The following is a 22838-nucleotide window of genomic DNA, read 5'->3' as shown; positions in this document are numbered from 1 at the left end:
TCTGCCGGGCGGCACGATGACGGTGTGCTGAATCCATGGCTGGCGCTCGAGGCGGGGGCCGACGCGGGCGCGCGCGCCGGCCAGGTGCGGCGCGCCCACGAGGAGTTCGTGACGGGCGGCGGCATCGGGGCGCTGGTCCGGGGCGTGGTCGCCGAGTCCTGGCAGCGGTGCGCCGGTGCGTCCGTCGAACCGGAGAGCGTCGCCAGCATCGACCTCGCCGACAGCGAACTCGAGGCCTACCGCGCCGCGCACCCCCTCGCACGCGTCATGCCGCTCTTCCGTGAACTGCTCGGTACGGTCGCCGACGACGGTGCCCACCTGCTGTCCGTGTGCGACGAGAGCGGCCGGATGCTCTGGGTCGAGGGGCACGCCCAAGTGCAGCGTCACGCGGAGCGGATGAACTTCGTGCCCGGCGCGCGCTGGTCGGAGCGGTACATAGGGACCAACGCCCCGGGCACGGCACTCGCCGTGGACCACGCCGTGCAGATCTTCGCAGCGGAGCACTACTGCCGGCCCGTGCAGGCGTGGACGTGCGCAGCCGCCCCCGTCCACGATCCGCGCACGCACCGGCTCATCGGCGCCGTCGACATCACGGGTGGCGACCACCTCGCCTCGCCGCAGAGCCTGGCCCTCGTCCAGGCCACCGCGCGGGCGGCGGAGGCGTTTCTGGGCGAACTCGGCGGCGGCCCCGGCGCTGCCGTCCCCGCCGGACCGGTCCTCAACGCCCTCGGAAGCGACGAAGCGCTGTTCGACGCGGGCGGCGGCGGGAACGGTGCCGCCGGGGACAGGCACGGCAGGACGGGAGGTCCGGTGCGTCTGGGGCGGCGCCACAGCGAGATCATGATGCTGCTGGTCGCCCACCCCGAGGGCCTGACCGGCGAGCGGCTCGCGCTCGAGCTCTACGGCGAGCGTGCCGTCAATCCCGTCACGCTGCGCGCCGAACTCTCCCGGCTGCGCAACCTGTTGGGGCCGCTGCTGGACTCGCGCCCGTACCGCTTGAGGCAGCGCCTCTGCACCGACTACGACGCGGTGGGCGACGCCCTGTCGGCAGGGGACCCGACGGCCGCTCTCGCGGCCTACCGCGGCCCGCTGCTGCCGCTCTCCGAGGCCCCCGGCGTCGTCCGCCTGCGGAGACTGCTGGAGGACCGGCTGCGACGGGCGCTGCTGAGGACGCCGGACCCCGCCCTGCTGGAGGAGTGGGTGCGCACCCCCTGGGGCGAGGACGACCTGGAGGCATGGGAAGCACTGCTGACCTGCCGGGGTGCGAGTGAGACCCGTCGGCTCGCGCTGGCCTCGCGGGTGCGTGAACTGCGTCGCGCCTACGGGCTGGCGGAGACCCCCGGAGAGGGCCGCCTCGGCCCCGGAACGTACGCAGCGGGCAGGGAGGCGCACGCAACGTCCCCGCAACGTTCCCGCCCATAGCCTCTCCCGCAGAACGAGCCCGCCCCCACCGGGCGGGCCGCACGCGTCAATGGGGAGGCAAGCAGAATGAGCCGCTACGCCGCGCCCGGGTCCGACGGGGCCGTCATGAACTACAAGTCACGCTACGACCACTGGATCGGGGGCGCCTACGTCGCCCCTGCACAGGGCGGCTACTTCGAGAACCCCACACCCGTCACAGGAGCGCCCTTCACGGAGATCGCCCGCGGGACCGCGGACGACGTGGAGCGCGCCATCGACGCCGCCCACGAAGCAGCGCCCGCGTGGGGCCGCACCCCCGCTGCCGACCGGGCCGCAGTGCTCAACCGGATAGCCCAGCGCATGGAGGAACACCTCGAAGAGCTGGCCGTCGCCGAGACGTGGGAGAACGGCAAGCCCGTACGGGAAGCCCTCGCCGCCGACATCCCCCTGGCGATCGACCACTTCCGCTACTTCGCGGGCGCGCTGCGCGCCCAGGAGGGTTCCCTCTCCGAGATCGACGAGGACACCGTCGCGTACCACTTCCACGAACCGCTCGGCGTCGTCGCGCAGATCATCCCCTGGAACTTCCCCATCCTGATGGCGGCCTGGAAGCTCGCCCCCGCGCTGGCCGCGGGCAACGCGGTCGTCCTCAAGCCCGCCGAACAGACCCCGGCGTCCATCCACTTCTGGATGAGTCTCGTGGCCGACCTGCTGCCGCCCGGTGTGGTCAACATCGTCAACGGATTCGGCGCCGAGGCCGGCAAGCCGCTGGCCAGCAGCCCGCGGGTGGCCAAGGTCGCCTTCACGGGCGAGACGACCACGGGGCGGCTGATCATGCAGTACGCCTCGGAGAACCTCAGGCCCGTCACGCTCGAACTCGGCGGCAAGAGCCCCAACATCTTCTTCGACGACGTCTCCACCGCCGACGACGACTTCCTCGACAAGGCGCTCGAAGGCTTCACCATGTTCGCCCTCAACCAGGGCGAGGTGTGCACGTGCCCGTCCCGTGCGCTCATCCAGCACGGCCACTTCAGGGACTTCCTGGATGCGGGGACCGCGCGTACCGAGAAGATCGTCCAGGGGCATCCGCTGGACACCGGGACGATGGTCGGAGCCCAGGCGTCCAACGACCAGCTGGAGAAGATCCTCTCCTACCTCGACATCGGCAGGCAGGAAGGCGCCCGCGTGCTGACCGGCGGAGGCCGGGCCGAGCTGGGCGGGGAGCTGGAGGGCGGCTACTACGTGCAGCCGACCATCCTCGAAGGCGACAACAAGATGCGCGTCTTCCAGGAGGAGATCTTCGGCCCCGTCGTCGCGGTCACCGGTTTCTCCGACTTCGCGGACGCCATGGAGACCGCCAACGACACGCTCTACGGCCTCGGCGCCGGCGTGTGGACCCGCGACGGCAGCACCGCCTACCGCGCGGGACGCGCCATCCAGGCGGGGCGGGTGTGGACGAACTGCTACCACGCCTACCCGGCGCACGCCGCCTTCGGCGGTTACAAGCAGTCGGGCATCGGCCGCGAGAACCACCGGATGATGCTCGACCACTACCAGCAGACCAAGAACCTGCTGGTGAGCTACTCGCCGAAGAAGCTCGGGTTCTTCTGATGGCTTCCGCCGAGCAGACGCGGCAGGCCGGGGAGGCGGCCGCACCGGACGGCCCCGAGCGGGTCGCCGTCACCGACGAGGCCGCAGCCATGATCCGGCGGCTGACGGAGCAGCACGGCCCGCTGATGTTCCACCAGTCCGGCGGCTGCTGCGACGGAAGCTCCCCGATGTGCTACCAGCGCGGTGAACTGCGTACGGGCGACTCGGACGTACTCCTCGGCGAACTGGGAGTGGAGGGAGTCGCCGAGCCGGTGCCCTTCTGGATGTCCGCCAGCCAGTTCGCCTACTGGAGCCACACCCACCTCACCGTGGACGTGGTGCCGGGACGCGGCAGCGGTTTCTCACTCGAAGCACCGGAAGGCGTGCGCTTCCTGATCCGCTCCAGGCTGCTGGAGGGGAGCGACTGAGAAACCGGACGGCCGGCCGGTGGGCTGGGAGAAGTGCCTGCCGGCCGGTCTTCGAAACGGCTCGGGCGAGGACACACAGCCAGGTGGTCCGGCACCTACTGGTCGAGAACCTCGAACGAGTCACCGCTGCGCACCCTGCCCGTGCGCTCGGGGATCAGATTCTGGCCGAACACCAGCTGATCGCCGAAGCGACGGTGGCGGGCCAGGGTGCGCAGCGGTTCCTTGCCGCGCTCCGCGGTCGCCTGGTCGGTGGTCGTCACCACGCACCGGCCGCAGGGCTTGACGACGCGGAAGACGACCTCCCCGATGCGCACCCGGCGCCAGTCGTCCTCAGCCCACGGGGCGGTGCCCTCGATGACGATGTTCGGACGGAAGCGGCTCATCGGCAGAGGCCCTTCGTCCGCGTGATCTCCCTGCGCGATCAGCGAGTTGAGGGCGTCGAGGGACGAGAGGGCCGTCAGCAGCAGCGGAAAGCCGTCGGCGAAGGAGACGGTCTCGCCGGGACGTGCGAAGGCGCCGATCTGCCGCCGGTGTTCCGGAGCGTCCATGTGCACCAGCTGTGCGGGCGTCCGGAGATATTCGGAGAACCACGCGCTCGCGTCGGCCGCCGCGGGCACGGCCTCGACCTTCCTGCCGAAGAGCTGCACCACGACGGTGTCCGCGCCCCGCGGGGGGACCGCGACCTCCAGCGGCTCCCTCCCCGGAGCCGCCACCCGGACTCCCCCTTCCCCCGCACCTTGTGCGGAGGTGATCCCGGGCAGCGGTTCTGCGCAGGCGAGCGCGAGGCGTGGATGTTCCCGCTGCGTCAGCTGGTTGCCGTCGGGCGCCGTCAGCATCCAGCGCCTGTCACCGGCCGGACCCCAGGGTTCGACCGTCAGCTCGTCGAGAGCCGTCCCTGCCAACGCCTTCACCGGGTAGATGTGCAACGCGGACGGTCTCGGCATGGTCATGAGGCCATCCTGTCACCCGGCTTGGACAACCGGGCCCCGGGTCAGTAACCGCGGCCCTGGTACTGCTGACCGCCGTAGGGGTCTTCGTACGTGTTCGGCATCTGCCGGGGCGCCGCCGGCCTGGGCGCTGCGGGACGAGGTGCCGCGGGCCTCGGTGCCGCGGGCCGCGGGGCGACGGGGCGCATCTGCTGCGGCGGCGGGGCCTGTTGGGGCTGCTGTTGCTGCTGGTACTGCCGCGGGTCGGGGTAGCCGCGCTGCACAGGAGCAGGCTGCGGAATGTAGGGCGCGGGCGTCTGCTGCAGAGGAGCCGACTGCAGAGGAGCCGGCTGTGCCATGCCGGGAGGCGGGGGCTGCTGTCCCATGGTGCCGGGGTAGCCCTGCGGCGGTGCGTTGTACTGCTGCGGACCCCCTCCGGACGGAAGAGCGGGGAGAGCGGGCGGCAGGGCGGGGAGCGAGGAGCCGACCGGCTCGTACGCCGACGGGACCCGGATGGGCGCGATCTGCGGAGTGCCACGCTCGTTGACGAGCATGTCGTAGATCGGGGTGTCCGGGTAGGACGGGCCAGCGTAGTAGCCGCCAGGGGAGTAGCGGGGGGAGGTCATGCCCATAAGGTAAGCCCAAAATGTGGCCGTTGGGGACCCCGGTCAGGGGCCCGATTCTTGTGCTTGCAGTGCTCCCATATCGCCAATCCGAGCGAAAACGGGGAAAACGGTCACGGGGCGATGCCGAGATCCTGTAAGTGAGCGAGGTTCGCCGTTGCGCGGCGGGTGGATTAGGTTGACGGCCGAGCCGCACGAACAGCGCGACGGCCGCAACAAGAAGGGGGAGTGGCATGACGATGCAGAAGGGCGCCAACGTCCCGGTCGCTGCGGCGTCCGTACGCATCGAGCTGAGCTGGCAGGCGGGCCCGGGAGGACCCGATGTGGACGCCTCGGCTCTGCTGCTCGCCGCGGGGAAGGTCCGCTCGGACAGTGACTTCGTCTTCTACAACCAGCCGCGCCATGCCTCCGGAGCGGTGCGCCACGAAGGCAAGCAGTCTCAAGGCCCGGCGGTCACCGATGTGCTGACCGCCGATCTGAACGGCGTCGAAGCGGACATCGAGAAGATCGTGGTCGCCGCCTCCGCCGAGGGCGGCACCTTCGGCCAGGTCGCAGGGCTGTGCGTACGGGTGCTGGACGCCGCGGGCGGGGCCGAGCTCGCGCGCTTCGACAGCGCCGACGCCACGGTGGAGACGGCCTTCGTCCTCGGCGAGCTCTACCGCAGGCAGGGCGGCTGGAAGTTCCGCGCGGTCGGGCAGGGCTACGAGAGCGGACTTGCCGGTCTGGCAACGGACTTCGGCATCAGCGTCGACGAACCCGCAGAACCGGTGCGCGAACCGGCGCAGGCCGCTACGTCCGCTCCCCACGCCGCCCCGCACACGCCCCCGGCGGCACCCGCGGCGACGCCGAGCGCGACGCCTCCCGCGCCGCCCGCGAGTCCTCCGCCGCCGCGGGAACCGGTGCGCCTGACGAAGGTGACGCTCACGAAGGAAGCGCCGAGCGTCTCCCTCACCAAGCAGGGCGGCACCTCGGGAACCATGCGCGTCAACCTCAACTGGCAGGTGCAGAAGCAGTTCTCCGGCTGGGGCAGGAAGCTCGGCAAGGCGATGGCGATGCACTCCGACCTCGACCTCGACCTGTGCGCGCTCTTCGAACTCGCCGACGGACGCAAGGGCGTGATCCAGGCCCTCGGCAACGCCTACGGATCGCTCCACCAGCCGCCGTTCATCCACCTCGACGGCGACGACCGTACGGGCGCGAACGCCTCCGGTGAGAACCTCACGGTCAATCTCGACCACGCCAAGGACCTGCGGCGCGTCCTGATCTTCGTCACCATCTACGAAGGGGCCCGCAGCTTCGCCAGCGTCAACGGGACCGTCACCCTTCAGCCCCAGCACGGCGCCCCGGTCGAGTTCCACCTCGACGAGTGCACGATCTCCTCCAACGTCTGCGCTCTCGCGCTGATCACCAACGAGGGCGGCGACCTCGTCGTGCACCGCGAGGCGCGCTACCTGGTCACACCACGGGGCAGCAGCCCGCAGCGCACAGTGGACGCCGAGTACGGCTGGGGCATGCAGTGGACGCCCGGCCGCAAGTGACGACCGCACGGCGGTAGTCGACGCCACGGCAGCACGGACGGGCGAGGTGCGTCAGGCGTAGGTACGGCCCTTCCAGGCAGCGCCCCGCCCCCGGTGGTGCCGCACCGCTGAATCGAACGTCATCAGCAGGTAGAGAGCCGCCGTGGCGGGCAGTGCGAGAGCGCGCCACGGCGGCTGACGGTAATAGCGCAGCATCGGCACGTATGTCAGCGCCATCACGGCCCAGGCCGCCGCGCCCACCGGCGACCCCGCCAGCGCCGTCACCGGCGGCGCGAGGTAGACCAGCGCGAGCCCCGCGAGCGTTCCGGCCAGCACCAGCGGGTTGTGTCCCAGCTGCGCGTACGCGCTGCGCGCCACCATCTGCCACAGCTGCGGCAGGCGTTCGTAGGGACGGACGCTCGTCACCTTGTCCGCGAGCCCGAGCCAGATGCGGCCGCCCGCTTCGCGTTTGACGGCACGGGCGAGCGTCACGTCGTCGATGACGGCGCCCCGGATGCGCTCGGGGATGCGGGCGCGCAGGGCCGTCTCGGCACGCAGCAGCACACAGCCGCCGGCCGCCGCCGCGGTGCGCGAGGCCGGCCGGTTCACGCGGCCGAACGGATAGAGCTGTGCGAAGAAATAGACGAACGCCGGGACGATCAGCCGCTCCCACCCGCTGTCCGCGCGCAGCCGCGCCATCTGGGAGACGAGGTCCAGGCGCGCGCCGAGCGCCGCGCTCACGAGGCTGCGCAGCGAGTCGGGGTCGTGGGCGATGTCCGCGTCGGTCAGCAGCAGGAACTCGGCGTCCGTACAGTCGCGTGCGACCGACATGCCGTGCCGCAGCGCCCACAGCTTGCCCGTCCATCCAGGTTCCGGATCGCCGGGGCGGTGCACCGACAGCGGCAGACCGTCCGGGCGGGCCTGTGCGATCCGCAGTGCGAGGTCGCCGGTGCCGTCGGCGGAGCCGTCGTCGACGAGGAAGATCTCGGCGCGTCCGGGATAGTCCTGGGCGAGGAGCGTCGGCAGGCTCAGCGGCAGGACCGCCGCCTCGTCCCGGGCGGGGACGAGGATCGCGACCGACGGCCAGGAGCCCGGCTCCCCGCCGGGCGGCAGGCGGATGTCCGTACGCCAGAAGAGGCCCTGCCCCATCAGCAGCCACAGCCAGGCGACGAGAGAAGCGGCGGCGGTCCAGGTGAGCAGGCTCATCGCCGCAGTGTGCCGCACCCCGGCCGGCTCAGGGCGCAGGGAAGTGCTCCGTACCGGAGTGTGTGTCGGGGACGAGGGCACATGCCCCGGATGGCCCATCGACTACAGTTCCTGCCGTGAAGATCGCGCTCGTCGACTCGGGGATCGGGCTGCTCGCTGCGGCAGCGGCAGTACGGAGAATGCGGCCCGACGCAGATCTCGTTCTCTCCAGCGACCCGGCGGGCATGCCCTGGGGCCCGCGTACTCCCGACGACATCACCGCGCACGCCTTGGCCTGCGCCGAGGCCGCCGCCGCGCACGACCCCGACGCGCTGATCGTCGCCTGCAACACCGCGTCCGTGCACGCACTGCCGACGCTCCGCGCGAAGCTGGAGCCCGGCCTGCCCGTGATCGGGACCGTGCCGGCGGTCAAGCCCGCCGCCGGCGCCGGCGGTCCCGTCGCCGTCTGGGCCACGCCCGCCACCACGGGAAGCCCCTACCAGAGCCGTCTCATCGCGGAGTTCGGCCAGGGCGCCCAGATCACCGCGGTGCCGTGCCACGGCCTTGCCGACGCCGTGGAGACCGCACGGGAGGACGCCATCGACGTCGCCGTCGGCGCGGCGGCCGCACTCACGCCGCCCGGAGTGCGCTCCGTCGTGCTGGGCTGCACCCACTACGAACTCGTCGGGGAACGCATCCGCACCGCCGTCGCGCAGCCGGGCGGGCCGCTGCCCGTGCTCTTCGGCTCCGCGGAAGCCGTCGCGGCGCAGGCCCTGCGCCGCAGCGGCCACCTGCCGGATCCGCACGCCCCGGGCACCGGTGGCCTCACTGTGCTCTCCAGCGGACGCACCGCCGCACGGCTCCCCGAAGCCGCGGCCACCTACGCCGAGGGCAGGTTCCTCACCGCGGCCACCCTCACGCCGTAGCGCCTGCGGCAGTCGGCGGGCGCGTCATTCGACGACCGGCCGCCGCGCGGTGGCCGTGCCCGCGAGCAGCGCGGCCCCCGCTGTCACCTGCGTGAAGCTCAGTGCGTTGCCGATGGAGCTGAGCGCGGCCAGAGCCGAGAGCGCGGCGGCGGCAGTGAGCACGACGGGCGTCCCCCGAGGTGACTCCCGCAGTGCCGCCATCAGCCACACGTATGCCGCTGCCAGCAGCATCAGCCCCACGACACCCTGCTCGGCGGCGAGTTGCAGCGGCGCCGAGTGGGGCTTGCCGTCCGCGCCCGCCGCCCGGTGAGTGGTGGGGCTCAGCTCGCCGAAGGTGTCGGGTCCCGTGCCCGTCAGCGGCTTCTCCCGAACGAGGCGGAGGGCGTCCTCCCACAGTTCGGTGCGGTGTTCCGTCAGCCGGCTCTCGAGAGCGGTGGTCACCGGGTGCGGCAGCGCGTCGGCCGCGACCGCGAAGGTGACGCCCGTGACCGTCGTGGCCGCCAGGGCGAGGGCGGCGAGCGGTACCCGCCGCCGACGTACGCGTCCCACTGCGAGGGACCACAGCAGTACGGCCAGTCCGGCCGCGAACCCGACAGGCGTCCCTATGAGCAGGGCCAGCACCACGATGCCCGCGGCGCCCAGACGCAGCGTCACCCGGAGGGCGTGCACAGGAGTGGCCCACGCGGCGCAGCAGGCGGCGCCCACTGCGAGGGTGAGCAGCGCGGCCGTCACCCCGGAACGCCCCTCGGGTCCCGCGAACTGGATGCTCCCCGCGACCATCCGTGTCGACGTCGGGCCGAAGAGGGCGAGGAAGACGCCGAAGACCGCGGCACCCGCGGCGGCGCCCACCGGCAGCAGCGAGCCCGCGATGCGCCCGGTCGCGTAGCCCGCGCCGACGGCGAGCACGGCGAGGAGCAGACCCTCCGGCCGCGCGTCGCGGCCCGCAGCCGTGACCAGCGCCCAGCCCGCGCAGGCCCCGAGTATGAGCACTCCGGCGATGTCCGCAGCGTTGCTCTCCTGCTGCCGGACTGCGCACGGCACAAGCACTGGTGACGTCATTCGCGCGACCCCCCGAAACCGGCGCACCCCCGCACCGCCCTGACGTGGCGGGCGTGCGCGGCTGCGACTCGCGGGCTCAACCGTAGTGTGCGGACGGCGAGTTGTGGATAGGTTGCGCCGGAATGATGTGCTTGATGCGAAGATGACCGCCTGGGAGCGCGTCGCGCGGGGGCGGTCAGGGAAGCGGTGCGCTGACACGCCGGTGCGCACGCGGCCTGTGGCGTAAGTCCTCCCCTACTCGTCCACGGCCTCCCGTGGCAGCACGTCATCGAGGTAGTCCTGCACCGGCCCGAACAGACCGTACGGAACCAGTTCGACGAGCCGGCCGTGTTCCGCCCAGAGAACCTCGGCCACTTCCCCCGGCGCCACGGCCCCCGCCTCGTCCGACACCGCCTCGCAGGCCACATACGTCACGTGCCGCGCCGTGTGCGGATGCACCCGGGCACCGAGCACCCGGCTCGCCGAGACCGCCAGCCCGGTCTCCTCGGCCGTCTCGCGGACCGCGGCCCGCTCCGGCGTCTCGTCCTCCTCGACGCCGCCGCCCGGGAAGGCCCACAGCAGCTCCCCCTCCCGCTCGCGGCGCCGGATCATCAGCACTCTTCCCGCATGCACGACAACCGCCATGGACACCGGTCTCCGCCCCGCTCGCCCGTCCATTCTGCTGCGCCCTCCCGGACGACGTGCCCCGCGACCGGACAGTGCGGGGCCCCGCCCCGGCACGCCCGGGACGGAGCCTCGCCACTGCACACCGGCTACTCCTCCATGAGGTCCGCCCCTGTCCGCCCGGAGCCGGAAGGGCCGAGCGCGGACCTGGACCTGTCAGGAGTACGGCGGAGCACCTGCGTCGCCCGCCCCGAACCCTTGCAGGATTCGCACGACTCGACGTAGCTGCCTCTGCCGTTCATGACCGTTTGGCCCTTGCCGGTACCACTGCAGGAAGTGCACCGATAAGGCGATGGCACAGCCGTCATACGGGATCACCTCCAGGCACAGCCGTATGCCCGGTGCATGGTGAAACACGCATCGACAGTGCTCGTTGTGACCTCCGAGGTCCGGTCCGGCTGCGTGAGCAGGGGCGTGGAAGGGGCCTGAGCGTGCGGCCGGGGCCTTCGGTGAAGTGGGAATGAAACGTCATCAGCAGCGGCTCGCCCGGGCGCCGTCGCGGCCGTCGGACGGGCGCTGACCGGGCGTCATCACGCTCAGCCCGACGGAGCCTCCGGCACTCGCTGCCCGGCGTCGCGGCCGGAGGCGGAACACGTAGGGTCGAGCACATGGCGACACCCGAATTCATCCGCACGATCCGCGAGAGCGCAGGTCACCAGCTGCTCTACCTCCCCGGTGTGAGCGCCGTCGTCTTCGACGACGAGGGACGCGTGCTGCTGGGAAGGCGGGCGGACAACGGACGCTGGGCGATCATCGGCGGCATTCCCGAGCCCGGTGAGCAGCCCGCTGCCGCAGTGGTGCGGGAGGTGCATGAGGAGACTGCCGTGACCTGCGTGGCGGAACGGGTGGTTCTGGTACAGGCGTTGCAGGACCCCGTCACCTACCCGTCCGGCGACATCTGCCAGTTCATGGACGTGTGTTTCCGCTGTCGTGCCGTCTCCGGGGACGCCAGGGTCAACGACGAGGAGTCCCTGGAGGTGGGCTGGTTCTCCCTGGACGCGCTGCCCTCCATGGAGGAGTTCGCCGTCACCCGGATCAAGCTGGCCACAGCCGACGGGCCGACATGGTTCGAGCCGGCAGAAGGCGGCCACTGAGGACACGCAGACGGCCTGTGAGCCGGTCACCGACGCCTCCGCCCCCGGCCGTCGGCCCACCGGCTACCGCCCGGCAAGGTCCAGGATGAGGCCGTCCGCGTCCCCGCAGACGCACCCCCCGGAAATCGGCCACCCGGGCCGCGGGCTCAAGCCCCTCCGGAACGCCGTGGCTGCCCACGGCGACCCACCGGGCCCACGCTCGCACCGTGACCGCGCTGACCACGAGCGACGGCCCCGCCTGGTTCGAGGGCCGCGGGCTGGACGCAGTGCCCGCGCGGTCGCCGGACGTGGCCGCAAGCCGCAGAGCGGACAGGGTTACGTTGGAGGCGCGGGAAGCCGGTGGCGCCCTGCCGGAGCGGGGCGGCGGAGGTCGTCCGGCCCCGGAGGTGCCGGCGGGCGGAGACGCGCGCAGGAGGTGGGAGTTACGTGCAGGACAGCCATGAGCAGGAGGGCGGGGAGCCGGCGTGCTGGCTGAACCAGGTGTGCGAGGAGTGCGGCCGGGTGCGCGAGCAGGCCGGACGCGCGGAATGTGAGCACTGCGGCCACGACCCGGCGGCCGGGGGACGCAGCCGTGCCGGGGCGGACCGTCCGCGCGGAGGCCGCGACCGCGACCCGGAGGGAAAGGCCCGCAATGCCCGCCCCCGTGACGGGCTCGGACGCCCGCTCCCGTACGGCGAGGAAGGCGTCGCCCGGCAGCCCGAGGGCGTACTGCGCACCCCCGCACAGACCCTGCGGGAGGCGCAGCGACTGCTCGACGAGGGCAAGCCCTTCCACGCGCACGAGGTCTTCGAGGACGCCTGGAAGTCCTCGCCCGGGCAGGACCAGCCGCTGTGGAAGGGGCTGGCGCAGCTCGCAGTCGGAATCACGCACCTCGCCCGCGGCAACACCAGGGGTGGCGCGCGTCTCCTGGTGCGGGGCGCCGACGGAATCGCACCGTGGGCCCCCGAGCCCCCTCACGGGATCGACGTGGCAGCGGTGGAGGCGTGGGCCCGGAAGACGGCGGACGAGATCGAGGCGCGCGCCACGGGCGGACCCGTGACGGTGCGGCCCCCCTCGTTGCGAGGCACCGGCGCCGGCTGACGTGGCGTGGCGTGAGCCGGTGCCGGGACGGCCTCGGACCGTCCCGGCTCACACCTTCCGGAAGTGGTAGGCCTCCTCGGCTGCCGCGGCGACCTCCTCCAGGTCGGCGCCGCCCGCGGAGGCGACCACCGCGGCGATCGCCCCCTCGACGAGCGGTGCGTCCACGAGCTGCGAGTTCTCGGGCAGTTCGTCCCCTTCGGCCAGCAGTACCTTCACTGTCAGCACGGCACTGCCGAGGTCGACGAGGATGGCCACGCCGGCCCCCGTGTCGACCTTGTGCGCGGCGGCGCTGATGAGCTCCGCGCTGGTGCCCAGGCCGCCGTCCGGTCCGCCGCCCGCGCCCTCGACGGGCGCGCTGTCCCGGCCGGCGGCGAGACCCACCGCGAGACGGGCGACCGAATCGGCGACCTCTTTGCTGTGCGAGACCAGAACGATCCCCACGCGTGGTTCGGGGCTCCGCCGGGAAAGCGGGTCCTGCTGCTCACTCATCGGCGACCGCCCCGGCCAGGGCTGTGAAGAGCAGCGCGGAGGATGTCGCTCCGGGGTCCTTGTGCCCCACGCTTCTGTCGCCCAGATAGCTGGCCCGTCCCTTGCGCGCACGCATGGGAACGGTGGCTTGGGCGCCTTCGTCCGCCGCGGTACGGGCCGCGCCGTAGGGGTCGGGCCCTCCGGCGGACAGCGCCTCGACGCCGGGGTACAGCGCGTCCAGCATGGTCTTGTCCCCAGGAGCCGCGCCGCCGAGCTGGGCCACCGCGTCGACTCCGACGCGCAGGGCGTCCGCCAGCTGACGGCCGGTCACCTGCTCGGAGTCTCCCAGTGCTTTGCCCGTACGGCGCAGCAGTGTTCCGTACAGCGGCCCCGAGGCACCGCCGACGCTGGAGACCAACTGGCGGCCCGCCAGGATCAGTACGGCCCCTGGCGCGCCGGGCGATTCCTTGCCCAGCGCTGTCACGACGGCGGCGAACCCGCGCTGGAGATTGCTGCCGTGGTCCGCGTCCCCGATCGCCGAGTCCAGTTCGGTGAGCAGGTCGGCTTCGCGCTCCACGGAGGCTGCTGCCGTGGTGAGCCAGCGGAAGACGGCACCGGCGTCCAGCTCATCGGTCAGGTCGGTCAAGACAACTCCCTTTCACGAGGGCCGTCGGGCGAAGCGCCCGACGGCGACCGCTGCCCGGTCCATTGCTCACGGCGCATGCTCAGCAACCCCAGCGCAGCCCCGGTGTGCTCACCGGCGCGTCGTACAGCCGCAGCATCTCCTCGTCGGCCCGGCAGAGTGTCACCGAGGCCCCCGCCATGTCCAGCGAGGTGACGTAGTTGCCGACGAGGGTACGGGCGACGGGCACGCGGCGCTCGTCCAGGACGCGGCGCACTTCGGCGCAGAATCCGTACAGCTCCAGCAGAGGCGTGCCGCCCATCCCGTTGACCAGGGCGAGCACGGGACCGTCGGGCTCCAGGTCCGTGAGCACCGCGTCGACGGCGAAGTCCGCGATCTCGCCCGAGGTCATCATGGGACGCCGTTCGCGTCCCGACTCTCCGTGGATGCCGATGCCGAGCTCGAGTTCGCCGGGCGGCAGGTCGAAGGTCGGGCTGCCCTTGGAGGGCGTGGTGCACGGGTTGAGCGCGACGCCGAAGCTGCGGGCGGAGTCCGCGACCTGACGCGCCATGGCCTCCACACGCTCCAGCGGTGCGCCCTCCTCCGCGAGTGCCCCGGCGATCTTCTCCACGTAGAGCGTGGCGCCCGTGCCGCGTCTTCCCGCGGTGAACTCGCTGTCGGTGACGGCCACATCGTCCTGCACGAGCACCTTGCCGACCCGGATGCCTTCGTCCTCGGCCAGTTCGGCGGCCATGTCGAAGTTCAGGACGTCGCCCGTGTAGTTCTTCACGACGAAGAGGACGCCCTTGCCGCTGTCCACGCCGGCCGCCGCCCGCACCATCTGGTCCGGAACCGGCGAGGTGAAGACCTCACCGGGGCAGGCGGCGTCCAGCATGCCCCGGCCCACGAAGCTGCCGTGCAGGGGCTCGTGGCCCGAGCCGCCGCCGGAGACGAGGGCGACCTTGTCGGCCACGGGGGCGTCTCCGCGTACGATCACCCGGTTCTGCACGTCGACCGTGAGCTCGGGATGCGCTGCGGCGACCCCGCGCAGCGAGTCCGCGACGACGTTCTCCGGCACATTGATCAGCATCTTCATTGATACCTCCGAGTGGGCGTGTGACTGTCTCTCTGGCCGGTGCTCCTACAGGTCAGAGCTGGAATCGCGGACGCGGCACCGTGTCCGGGGGATGCGGCGGACGGTCGTGACGCACCGTGGGTGCCCCGTGCTGCCGCTGCTCCTGAGCGTTCATCAGCATCGCCGACACGCCTCCGTACTGCTGTCATCGACGCTCCTCGGCGCTGAGGGGCGGGACGGCGCTTGTCACCGGACGTGACCTGGTCGGTCTGCACATCTACAGCCTGCCGCAATGCGCCGCCGCAGCAGAGATCCGCGCGGTGTTCCCGGCGGGTTTCGCCGCCCTGCCGACACGGGTGCTGTGCTGCGGATCGCACGGCGGGAGGCGGCTCAGCCCAGCTCGAGACTGGTGACCCCGAAGATGCGCTTCCCATCCGTCGACGGGGGTGTGCCGGCGTACATGCGGATCGTGTGCGAGCTGGGCCGCAGACCGCGGGAGGTGGCGAGGACGACCGCCGCCTCCTGGGTTTCCGGGATATCGACATGGACCTCCTCGTCCGGGCCGATGTGCGCGGTGAGTGCGTCGAAGAGTGCTTCGGCCGTCCGGGGGTCGTCCGCGAAGAGAGGCCCGATCCGGCGGCCGGAGCGGGCCTGGCGGACCACGCCGTATCCGGCGACGTCACCCTCGTGCAGGAAGACGTATGCCGTGTGGCCCTGTGCCGTCAGCCAGCGGTCGAGGAAGGCCCGGCGGGCGGCCGGGAAGCACTGCCGGTCGTAGGCCGCGACCGCGTCGAGGTGAGCCTCCGTCACGGCCTCGACCGAGGGTGACGGGGTCCCGGGGGACGTGGGACGGCCGGAGTAGCGCCCGGTGCGGTAGGCAGGGACGAATCCGGAGCGCCGGTAGGTCTCCTCCTGGGCGGGTACCGCGTCCAGGCCGATGGTGCGTCCCTCGGCATGCGGTACGGCCTCGCGCCAGGTCGCCATGCCCAGGCCGGTGCCGCGGTGCGCGGCATCGACGAGGTAGTAGCCCAGGAACGCGAAGTCGTCCGAGTAGTTGACGACCGAGACCGCGGAGACGGGCTTGCCCTCCAGACGTCCCAGGAAGAAACCGGCCGGGTCCGTGGGGTGGAAGCAGGCCGTGTCGCCCAGGCCCGGGTTCCACTCCTCCTCGGCGGCCCACTCCTCCACCTGGAGCCACTCCTCGGACGAGGCACGGCCGAGGACGAGGTCCCCCGCACCGGCAGGGGCGGGCGGCTCGGTGGCGGAGTGCTGATGCGGGACGTCGTCGCTGAGGCGGGTCATTCCTTCTGTCCGTCCTTTCCCGGGGTGCCTCTGCGGCCGTGGACGGCCGCAGAGGCGATGCGTCGGTCGTGCGTCAGATCAGGTCCATCGCGGCCACCTCGTCGGGGCGGCCGTAGCTGACGGGGCCCTGGAAGCGCCGGCGGGCGGTGGCGAACCACCACACGGTGGCGATGATGAGTACCACCGCCAGCGCGATCGGGGCGTAGTTGAACGTGGCGGGTGTGATCGGGGAGGCGTGCGGCAGCATGAACAGCACGTTGCTGAGGAGGATCCAGACCACCGCGACGGTTCCGACCGGCTTGCCCCAGCGTCCCAGGTGCCACGGGCCGGGCTCGAAGTCGTCCAGCTTCAGACGGAGGTAGATCGGCACGGCGTAGGCGAGGAAGAGGCCCACGACGTTGACGCTGACGATCGCGGTGAACGCCGTCTGGGACCACCAGCCGGGAATGACGAGCACCAGGGAGCACGCCGCGGCCAGCCACACGGCCTTGACGGGCGTACGGGTGCGGGAGGACACCGAGTGCCACCAGCGGGAGCCCGGCATGGCGCCGTCCCGCGAAAAGGCGAAGATCTGCCGGGTGTTGCTGGTCATGTTGGCCAGACCGCAGAAGAGCATGGCGCCGATGACGATGAGCAGCAGGAATTTGGCTGTGCCGATGCCGAGTGCGTCGATGAGAATCTGCACAGGCGGCGCGTCCGCCTTCGCCTCGGCGGCGTAGTCACGGATCGCATAGACGAGGGCGAGCATGAGGATGAGACCTGTGATCGCGGAGTAACCGATCGCACGCATGATGCCACGCGGTGCGTTCACGGTGGCCTGCACAGTCTCTTCGGACATGTGGAAACTGCCGTCGAAGCCGGTAAAGGTCCAGCTGGTGACGAGCAGCCCGAGCATGCCGCCGTAAATGGCGCTCTCGAAACCGGTGTTGTTCACGAAGTGCGTGACGAACGACGCCGACTGGTGCTCGGAAGGCATCACCGTCAGTGCCGTCACGATCACGATCATGCCGATCAGCAGCCACCACACCGAGATGCGGTTGAGGACGGCCACGAGCTGCACCGTGTAGGTGTTGGCCAGCGCCTGGAGCACCAGGATGACCGCGGTGATGACGACGGTCTTCTGGATCGTCACCTCGTACGTGTCCCACTGCATCGCGAAGAATGCCTGCAGGAACGTGGCGGCGGCGAAGCCGGTGGCGGCCGTGCCGCCCACCTGACCCACGAAGTTCAGCCACCCCGTGTACCAGGACCAGGCGCCCTTGTGCTTCTTGGCGAGCTTCCCCGCAGAGAAATACAACGCGCCGCTGGTGGGATATGCGGAGGCGATCTCCGCCATCGAGGCGCCGATGAAGAGAACCATTATCGAGACGCCGATCCAGCCGAATATGAGAATCGGCGGCCCGCCCGCGTTCATCCCGAATCCGAAGGAGGAGAAGATTCCGGAGATGATGTTGATGATGGTGAACGAGATGGCGAAATTGTCGAATGCACGGAAACGCCGCGTGAGTTTACGCGGGTATCCCATGGCGTGCAGAGTGGCGTCGTCGTCGAACGTTTCGGGAGCTTCTCGCTGCCGGGTCCTCGTTCGGGCGAGGAAGGAAGAGGCGGGCACGGATAACCTTTCTGATGGGTCAGGGGAAAACCGTCTGTGAAATGAATCGCGGTCGGGACGCCGGCGCCGGTCGCTCGAGTTCGGGGTGCGGCGGAGCGCCCGGCCGCGGGGACGCCGGGGGCGCGGTCACCGTGGTCAACGGGAGCCGGGCACCGGCAGTCCGCACGCCAGGCGGGCCTTTGTCAACTGCTCCTCCGGATCGCCCAGCACGCTCCACGGCATCCGCGCGGCGTAGGGCCCCATGGCGGCGAAGACCGGCCGGGCCTCGAACTCGCACTGCGCCATGAGCAGGGCGTGAGCCAGGTACGACAGGTCGATGACAGGTGTGAACTCGTAGTCGGCCACCTCGGGGAGCCAGTGCTGGTACGCGCCCAACGCGGTGGCCTTCCACTGGGGTTGCTCCCAGGTGCGGCTGGCGAGGAGCGAGGAGGGGTCGTGACCCTCGACGAGGGCCACCAGTGGCAGCAGCCGCAACGCTGAGGAAGCGGGCGCTCGTTGGGCGAGGAAGGCGGCCACGTCCCAGGCGGCGTTGGTCGAACCGCCGTACCGGGCGAAGAAGAAGGACAGGAAGCGGTGATGGGCCTCCCGGTGCCACGGGTCGAGGCGAAGGATGTGGGAGAAGAGCGTCCAGGGGCCGGCAGGTGCGGTGAGCAGCCCCTGCGGAGCGGGATCGCGGGGGCGCTGCAGACGCGCCAGCGTCAGCTGGGTGACCCACGGAGTCGGGTCCCTGGGGGCCATCAGGGCAGCGCGCTGGCAGGCGGCGAAGGCGATGCGTCCGAGGTCGGGGGCGCGTCTGTCCTCGGTGTCGGTGGCTCGCAGGGCCCGCAGGGAGGCCACCCTGGCCCACAGCAGCGCTGCTTCCCTGCTCGGGTCCTCGGCCAGCCAGCGCTCGGCAAGGTCGGAATCGGCAGCCTCCGAGGCCAGTACCAGCGAGCGGTGCGCCCGCAGGCCGTTGTCCGTGCGGGCGTCCCTGAGCGCCTCGTTCGCGCTGAAGTAGCGGCCGGCCCGCACGTCCACGCACGCACGTGCGAGCTGGCGATCATCGGCCGCCGGGTGCCACACGTACTGCCCCTCGAAAAAGCCAGCGGTCATGCTCTCCTGCCGAATCTGCCGTCTCTGCCGATGCCGCCCCCATGCGCACAATTCGGGCAAGCCGAATTCGACCGGAACTCATCTCCAGTGCCCGGCAGCAACGCACACCCTACTCAGCGTCATGACGGACCGGAACCTCCAATCCGTATCGCTATGGCAACGCTGCACCTTTCTCCCCGCTTCGGCGTCTCGGCTGGGTCCCGAGAGGGGGGTGGGGTATGTGGTGAGCATATGTCAGCCACCTGCGGCGTCATTTCGGCGGCGGCTTCGGCGAACCCGCGCGGGGCGAACGTGTGTGGCGAGTGCAGCGATTAGCGACTGACCGGTGGAGTGCCGGGAGGGGCTCGTCGCGGAGCTGCGGGTGAAGGTCTGTTCGAGTAGTAAGGGATTACTGTTCCTTGAACCTCGAACTGCCTTTGCGATGTTCTCGGTTGACGCGCCATCGAGCGTGGGTCGACGGGGATTCGTGCAGAGCGCTCTCAAGTCACTTGCGCCGCACAGCTGTTGTCAGGGCGGCGTGTGAGGACAGGACCGGCGCCGAGTGCCTGCCGCGACCCCTGCCCCGCCGGGGGCGCCCGGCAGGGCAGGGAGGAGAACCGCGGCCCGGTGTCGAGCACGCCGGGCCGGGCCACGCCGGGCCGGGTCAGGGGATCGGCGGGACCGTGGGGCCTTCCTGGGTGAGGAGGTCACGCGCGAACTGCTCCCACTGGGCGTACCGGTCGGGGTAGGCCGACCGCTGTACGGCCTGGCACACCTCGCCCGGAGGCATCGTCTCCCAGCCCTGAATCTGGATCAGGCCCGGATTGCTGCCGAACGGAGCCACGCCGTAGAAGGACTTCGAGGACGTGGGGACGTGCGTGATCTGCTCGGGCGTGCCCCATCCCGTGCTGGGGCGCTGCTGGAAGATGCCGAGCGAGTCGTGGTCCACGGGTTCCGTGTAGTTGACGAACTTCGATTCCTGCATCGCCGTCATCAACGCGATGACCTGGCCCTGTTCGGGTATCTGCGCCCCCTTGCCGACGCCGATCACCGTGCGGGCGTTCGCCAGTTCCTCGGGGCCGAGGTCCGCGGGTGTCGCGAAGACCTTGTGCAGTTCGGAGTCCGGGGCGTCCTGGAGGGCCCGGGCGGTCGCGGCATCGACCTCGCCCGTGGCCTTGAGGCCGTGCCGGGCCTGGAACCACTCCAGTCCGTGACCGGCCTCCCCGGCGGAAGAAGCCGGGCCGGCCTCCCGGGGTGAGGAGGCCGCGGAGGCCCCCGGGGCGACGAGCAGGGTGCCCGCGGCGACCAGTACCGCGACTGCCGCGGCGGTTGCCCTTGTTCTCTGCATGCTGCTTTTCCTCCCGTTGAGGCGTGCAGTGGGAAATTGCACGCAATTCCGGAGCATTGCCGCGGGGCAAATGCCGTATCGAATTCCACCGCGGCGATGTCCGGGGTCCGTTCGTGCCATACGAGCGGGAGGGGTTTCGCGTATGACACGCCCCGGTGTGATGCGGGCCACTTCCCCGATCGCGGCTCACGTGCTGGTAGTTTCCGGGCGAAAGCAGCCTAAAAGGAGGCGCTCGTGCAGGAGTTGGCGGCTCCGTTGTGGGACGTGCAGAACAATCAGGGTCTGCGGCAACTGGGGGAACTGGGCCTGGCCCTGGTGCTCTCCACGCTCATCGGCTGGGAGCGGGGGGCACAGCAGAAGAGTGCGGGACTGCGTACACACGCCCTCGTGGGCATCGCCAGCGCGCTGATGATGCAGATCTCCCAGTTCGGGTTCAGCAGCGTGCTCGGTGTGGAGAACGCGTCGTTCGACCCCTCCAGGGTCGCTTCGCAGATCATCACCGGCATCGGTTTCATCGGCGGCGGTCTGATCTTCGTGAGCAGGGGGGCCGTCCGCGGTCTCACCACCGCCGCCACGGTCTGGCTCACCTGCGCGGTCGGCATGGCATGCGGCGGGGGACTGGCGCTGCTCGCCACGGTGACCACCGCACTGCACTTCCTCGTGGTCCGCGGCTATCCGCTCGTCGCGTCGCGGCTGTCCGCCGGGCAGCCTCCGACGCAGTCCGCGGTCCGGCTGCGGTACCGCACCGGGGAGGCGCTGCTCCCGCGGTTGATGGAGATGTGCACGGAAAGGGGTTTCCGCATTCTGGGCGTCAGGGTCGACAGACTGCCCAGCGCCGTGGAGCGCGAGCGTCACGGACAGGCGGTCGAGGAGTCCCACGAGGCGCCGGGGGAGACCGCTCGCGTACTGCTGCACCTGGAAGGCACCGCCGACGTACGGCAGATGGCGTCGGAGATGTTCAACACCCCGGGCGTGCTGGGCATGGACGTCTCGCTCGAACCCGGTCCCGACGAATGAGCGTGTGGGACGGGCCCGTGACGTGCTACGAAGAAGCATGCCTGACGCCTCCCACGCCACCTCCGGTCACTCAGCGGTCCACGACGCCGTCATCGTCGGCGGAGGACACAACGGCCTTGTCGCCGCCGCCTATCTCGCCCGCGCAGGACAGCGCGTCCTCGTACTGGAACGCCTGGACCGCACGGGCGGTGCCGCCGTCTCCACCCGGCCCTTCGCCGGGGTCGACGCGCGGCTCTCCCGCTACTCGTACCTGGTGAGCCTGCTCCCGCAGCAGATCGTCGACGATCTGGGTCTGCGGTTCGCGGTACGCAAGCGCAGCGTCTCCTCGTATACGCCGGCCGTCCGCGACGGCAGCCGGACCGGGCTCTTCGTCGGCGGCGGTACCGCCCGCACCCGCGAGTCCTTCGCGCGGCTCACAGGAGGATCCCGGGAGTTCGAGGCGTGGGAGGACTTCTACGCGATGACGCAGCGGGTCGCCCGGCGCGTCTTCCCCACCCTCACCGGCCCCCTGCCCACCCGCGCGGAGTTGAAGGAGCGCATCGGCGAGGACGCCGCGTGGAGCGCGCTGTTCGAGCGGCCGCTCGGTGAGACCGTGGAGGAACGGTTCACCGACGACCTCGTGCGCGGCGTCGTGCTCACCGACGGCCTCATCGGCACCTTCAGTCACGCTCACGACCCGTCGCTGCTGCAGAACCGCTGCTTCCTCTACCACGTCATCGGCGGCGGCACAGGAGACTGGGACGTGCCCGTCGGCGGCATGGGCGCACTGACCGAGGCCCTCGCGGAAGCCGCACAGGCAGCCGGGGCGCAGATCGCGACCGGGCACACCGTGCACCGCATCGAGACGGACGGCAGCACCGCCGAGGTCCACTTCCGTACGGAAGACGGCGAGGGCACCGTGCCTGCCCGCCGCGTGCTGGTCAACGCCTCGCCCGACGCGCTCGCCGGAATGCTCGGCGAGACGTCCGTGCGTCCGGCCGGACCCGTCGCAGGCTCACAGCTGAAGGTGAACATGCTGCTGCGGCGCCTTCCCCGGCTGAAGGACACCTCCGTGGACGCCAGGGAGGCCTTCGCAGGCACCTTCCACGTCGCGGAAGGGTACGAGCAGCTGGCCGACGCATACCGTCAGGCGCAGCAGGGAGCGCTGCCCCGGGTGCCGCCGTCGGAGCTGTACTGCCACTCCCTGACCGACCCCTCGATCCTCGGCTCCGCACTCGCGTCCGAGGGCTACCAGACACTCACCCTCTTCGGGCTGCTCACGCCTCCCGAATGCTTCGCTCCGTCAGGCCAGGACGGGCTGGACGGCGAGGCGGTGAAGGCGAAGGCCCTGGCCGCGACACTCGCCGGACTCGACGAGCACCTCCGGGAACCGATCAGCGAATGCCTCGCCCTGGACGCCGACGGAAATCCCTGCATCGAAGCCAAGACGCCGCTGGACCTCGAAGACGAACTGCGCCTCCCCGGCGGCCACATCTTCCACGGCGACCTCTCCTTCCCCGTCGCCGGCGAAGGCACCGGACGCTGGGGCGTCGAGACGGCGCACCCCAACGTGCTGCTGTGCGGCGCGGGAGCCGTACGGGGCGGCGGAGTGAGCGGCATCGGCGGGCACAACGCGGCCATGGCGGTGCTCGAGGACCAGGGGTAGGCATGCGGCAGCAGGGCTGAAGTCTCCGCGGTCCGGCACGGTGAGGGACCGTCCCGACGAGGCGGCGGACGGGTGCCCGTGACGACGGGTCACGGGCGCGCACTGCGGGGACCCGGCGGTTCCTTCATCCGGACAGTGGCGCGCGCCATGATGAAGCGAAGCAGCCGCCGGAGGCCGGGGACGGGA

At 71.1% G+C, this 22838-nt stretch carries 21 protein-coding genes; 9 read left to right on the top strand and 12 right to left on the bottom strand.

All coding sequences use genetic code 11. From position 1 onward, the window contains the following. The first annotated feature begins 24 nt into the window (after window positions 1-24). From ACFPA8_RS21575 to ACFPA8_RS21565, 3 genes are all read left to right on the top strand, one after another. A complete protein-coding gene (locus ACFPA8_RS21575) occupies window positions 25-1422 on the top strand; it encodes a GAF domain-containing protein (protein ID WP_386451031.1) in 1398 nt (465 codons plus the stop codon). A 66-nt stretch (window positions 1423-1488) separates the two neighbouring features. After that, a complete protein-coding gene (gene exaC, locus ACFPA8_RS21570; protein WP_386451029.1) occupies window positions 1489-3012 on the top strand; it encodes an acetaldehyde dehydrogenase ExaC in 1524 nt (507 codons plus the stop codon). Beyond that, complete coding sequence (locus ACFPA8_RS21565; RefSeq protein ID WP_386451027.1) at window positions 3012-3419, top strand: DUF779 domain-containing protein; 408 nt, start codon at window positions 3012-3014, stop codon at window positions 3417-3419. Before exaC ends, ACFPA8_RS21565 begins: the two co-directional genes overlap by 1 nt. Before the next feature lie 95 nt (window positions 3420-3514). Here ACFPA8_RS21565 and ACFPA8_RS21560 read toward each other — a convergent pair whose 3' ends face one another. Together ACFPA8_RS21560 and ACFPA8_RS21555 are read right to left on the bottom strand one after the other, a co-directional pair. Continuing rightward, complete coding sequence (locus tag ACFPA8_RS21560) at window positions 3515-4369, bottom strand: MOSC domain-containing protein (protein WP_386451025.1); 855 nt, start codon at window positions 4367-4369, stop codon at window positions 3515-3517. Between the two features lie 41 nt (window positions 4370-4410). After that, the gene (locus ACFPA8_RS21555; protein WP_386451023.1) at window positions 4411-4971 is read right to left on the bottom strand and encodes a DUF6643 family protein; all 561 of its coding nucleotides are present in this window, start codon (window positions 4969-4971) and stop codon (window positions 4411-4413) included. Between the two features lie 230 nt (window positions 4972-5201). On the opposite strand from ACFPA8_RS21555, the gene ACFPA8_RS21550 reads away from it, so the two are divergent. Beyond that, complete coding sequence (locus tag ACFPA8_RS21550; protein ID WP_386451021.1) at window positions 5202-6506, top strand: TerD family protein; 1305 nt, start codon at window positions 5202-5204, stop codon at window positions 6504-6506. Window positions 6507-6557: 51 nt separating this feature from the next. Here the strand turns inward: ACFPA8_RS21550 and ACFPA8_RS21545 are convergent, their stop codons facing one another. After that, window positions 6558-7691, bottom strand: coding sequence for a glycosyltransferase (locus ACFPA8_RS21545; RefSeq protein ID WP_386451020.1), 1134 nt, complete (start codon window positions 7689-7691; stop codon window positions 6558-6560). Window positions 7692-7807: 116 nt separating this feature from the next. Between ACFPA8_RS21545 and ACFPA8_RS21540 the strand changes: the two genes are divergently transcribed. Then, window positions 7808-8596: a glutamate racemase gene (locus ACFPA8_RS21540; RefSeq protein WP_386451018.1), complete on the top strand. Its 789-nt coding sequence runs from the start codon at window positions 7808-7810 to the stop codon at window positions 8594-8596. Between the two features lie 24 nt (window positions 8597-8620). On the opposite strand, the gene ACFPA8_RS21535 is transcribed toward ACFPA8_RS21540, so the two are convergent. Together ACFPA8_RS21535 and ACFPA8_RS21530 are read right to left on the bottom strand one after the other, a co-directional pair. Next, a complete protein-coding gene (locus ACFPA8_RS21535) occupies window positions 8621-9655 on the bottom strand; it encodes an O-antigen ligase family protein (protein ID WP_386451016.1) in 1035 nt (344 codons plus the stop codon). A 234-nt stretch (window positions 9656-9889) separates the two neighbouring features. Continuing rightward, entirely contained in the window at window positions 9890-10279 is a 390-nt protein-coding gene (locus ACFPA8_RS21530; RefSeq protein WP_386451014.1) for an NUDIX hydrolase, read from the bottom strand. Between the two features lie 647 nt (window positions 10280-10926). On the opposite strand from ACFPA8_RS21530, the gene ACFPA8_RS21525 reads away from it, so the two are divergent. Together ACFPA8_RS21525 and ACFPA8_RS21520 are read left to right on the top strand one after the other, a co-directional pair. After that, window positions 10927-11412, top strand: coding sequence for an NUDIX hydrolase (locus ACFPA8_RS21525; RefSeq protein ID WP_386451012.1), 486 nt, complete (start codon window positions 10927-10929; stop codon window positions 11410-11412). Between the two features lie 426 nt (window positions 11413-11838). Beyond that, window positions 11839-12492: a DUF309 domain-containing protein gene (locus ACFPA8_RS21520; protein WP_386451010.1), complete on the top strand. Its 654-nt coding sequence runs from the start codon at window positions 11839-11841 to the stop codon at window positions 12490-12492. A gap of 48 nt (window positions 12493-12540) precedes the next feature. Here the strand turns inward: ACFPA8_RS21520 and dhaM are convergent, their stop codons facing one another. The 7 genes from dhaM to ACFPA8_RS21485 form a co-directional block, all read right to left on the bottom strand. After that, complete coding sequence (dhaM, locus tag ACFPA8_RS21515; RefSeq protein ID WP_386451008.1) at window positions 12541-12981, bottom strand: dihydroxyacetone kinase phosphoryl donor subunit DhaM; 441 nt, start codon at window positions 12979-12981, stop codon at window positions 12541-12543. Further along, on the bottom strand, window positions 12974-13606 hold the full coding sequence (gene dhaL / locus ACFPA8_RS21510; RefSeq protein ID WP_386451006.1) for a dihydroxyacetone kinase subunit DhaL: 633 nt from the start codon (window positions 13604-13606) through the stop codon (window positions 12974-12976). Before dhaL ends, dhaM begins: the two co-directional genes overlap by 8 nt. A gap of 79 nt (window positions 13607-13685) precedes the next feature. Next, a complete protein-coding gene (gene dhaK, locus ACFPA8_RS21505) occupies window positions 13686-14678 on the bottom strand; it encodes a dihydroxyacetone kinase subunit DhaK (RefSeq protein ID WP_386451004.1) in 993 nt (330 codons plus the stop codon). A 369-nt stretch (window positions 14679-15047) separates the two neighbouring features. Continuing rightward, a complete protein-coding gene (locus tag ACFPA8_RS21500; RefSeq protein WP_386451003.1) occupies window positions 15048-15959 on the bottom strand; it encodes a GNAT family N-acetyltransferase in 912 nt (303 codons plus the stop codon). Between the two features lie 73 nt (window positions 15960-16032). Then, complete coding sequence (locus ACFPA8_RS21495) at window positions 16033-17484, bottom strand: amino acid permease (protein ID WP_386451001.1); 1452 nt, start codon at window positions 17482-17484, stop codon at window positions 16033-16035. A gap of 222 nt (window positions 17485-17706) precedes the next feature. Further along, the gene (locus tag ACFPA8_RS21490; RefSeq protein WP_386450999.1) at window positions 17707-18663 is read right to left on the bottom strand and encodes a hypothetical protein; all 957 of its coding nucleotides are present in this window, start codon (window positions 18661-18663) and stop codon (window positions 17707-17709) included. Between the two features lie 643 nt (window positions 18664-19306). Continuing rightward, window positions 19307-19990: a peptidoglycan-binding protein gene (locus ACFPA8_RS21485; RefSeq protein WP_386450997.1), complete on the bottom strand. Its 684-nt coding sequence runs from the start codon at window positions 19988-19990 to the stop codon at window positions 19307-19309. 234 nt (window positions 19991-20224) lie between these two features. Here ACFPA8_RS21485 and ACFPA8_RS21480 point away from each other — a divergent pair, with 234 nt between their 5' ends. Both ACFPA8_RS21480 and ACFPA8_RS21475 read left to right on the top strand, forming a co-directional pair. Continuing rightward, complete coding sequence (locus ACFPA8_RS21480) at window positions 20225-21007, top strand: MgtC/SapB family protein (RefSeq protein WP_386450995.1); 783 nt, start codon at window positions 20225-20227, stop codon at window positions 21005-21007. Between the two features lie 37 nt (window positions 21008-21044). Then, window positions 21045-22652 carry a phytoene desaturase family protein gene (locus ACFPA8_RS21475; RefSeq protein ID WP_386450993.1) on the top strand — a complete coding sequence of 536 codons (1608 nt, stop codon included), beginning with the start codon at window positions 21045-21047 and terminating at the stop codon, window positions 22650-22652. Window positions 22653-22838: the final 186 nt, after the last annotated feature.

Source organism: Streptomyces ovatisporus, assembly GCF_042653885.1.
Taxonomy (GTDB): Bacteria; Actinomycetota; Actinomycetes; order Streptomycetales; family Streptomycetaceae; genus Streptomyces; species Streptomyces ovatisporus.
The sequence above is the reverse complement of the archived record's forward strand: the minus strand, read 5'-3'. Positions and strand labels throughout refer to the sequence as shown.

Bases quoted from the DNA above. Each gene is read 5' to 3' on its own strand.
- ACFPA8_RS21530 (WP_386451014.1), bottom strand. From the start codon at position 10,279: ATGGCGGTTGTCGTGCATGCGGGAAGAGTGCTGATGATCCGGCGCCGC.
- ACFPA8_RS21475 (WP_386450993.1), top strand. From the start codon at position 21,045: ATGCCTGACGCCTCCCACGCCACCTCCGGTCACTCAGCGGTCCACGAC.
- dhaK (WP_386451004.1), bottom strand. From the start codon at position 14,678: ATGAAGATGCTGATCAATGTGCCGGAGAACGTCGTCGCGGACTCGCTG.
- ACFPA8_RS21545 (WP_386451020.1), bottom strand. From the start codon at position 7,691: ATGAGCCTGCTCACCTGGACCGCCGCCGCTTCTCTCGTCGCCTGGCTG.
- ACFPA8_RS21535 (WP_386451016.1), bottom strand. From the start codon at position 9,655: ATGACGTCACCAGTGCTTGTGCCGTGCGCAGTCCGGCAGCAGGAGAGC.
- ACFPA8_RS21500 (WP_386451003.1), bottom strand. From the start codon at position 15,959: ATGACCCGCCTCAGCGACGACGTCCCGCATCAGCACTCCGCCACCGAG.
- ACFPA8_RS21560 (WP_386451025.1), bottom strand. From the start codon at position 4,369: ATGACCATGCCGAGACCGTCCGCGTTGCACATCTACCCGGTGAAGGCG.
- ACFPA8_RS21555 (WP_386451023.1), bottom strand. From the start codon at position 4,971: ATGACCTCCCCCCGCTACTCCCCTGGCGGCTACTACGCTGGCCCGTCC.
- ACFPA8_RS21490 (WP_386450999.1), bottom strand. From the start codon at position 18,663: ATGACCGCTGGCTTTTTCGAGGGGCAGTACGTGTGGCACCCGGCGGCC.
- exaC (WP_386451029.1), top strand. From the start codon at position 1,489: ATGAGCCGCTACGCCGCGCCCGGGTCCGACGGGGCCGTCATGAACTAC.
- ACFPA8_RS21485 (WP_386450997.1), bottom strand. From the start codon at position 19,990: ATGCAGAGAACAAGGGCAACCGCCGCGGCAGTCGCGGTACTGGTCGCC.
- ACFPA8_RS21565 (WP_386451027.1), top strand. From the start codon at position 3,012: ATGGCTTCCGCCGAGCAGACGCGGCAGGCCGGGGAGGCGGCCGCACCG.
- ACFPA8_RS21550 (WP_386451021.1), top strand. From the start codon at position 5,202: ATGACGATGCAGAAGGGCGCCAACGTCCCGGTCGCTGCGGCGTCCGTA.
- ACFPA8_RS21495 (WP_386451001.1), bottom strand. From the start codon at position 17,484: ATGGGATACCCGCGTAAACTCACGCGGCGTTTCCGTGCATTCGACAAT.
- dhaM (WP_386451008.1), bottom strand. From the start codon at position 12,981: ATGAGTGAGCAGCAGGACCCGCTTTCCCGGCGGAGCCCCGAACCACGC.
- ACFPA8_RS21525 (WP_386451012.1), top strand. From the start codon at position 10,927: ATGGCGACACCCGAATTCATCCGCACGATCCGCGAGAGCGCAGGTCAC.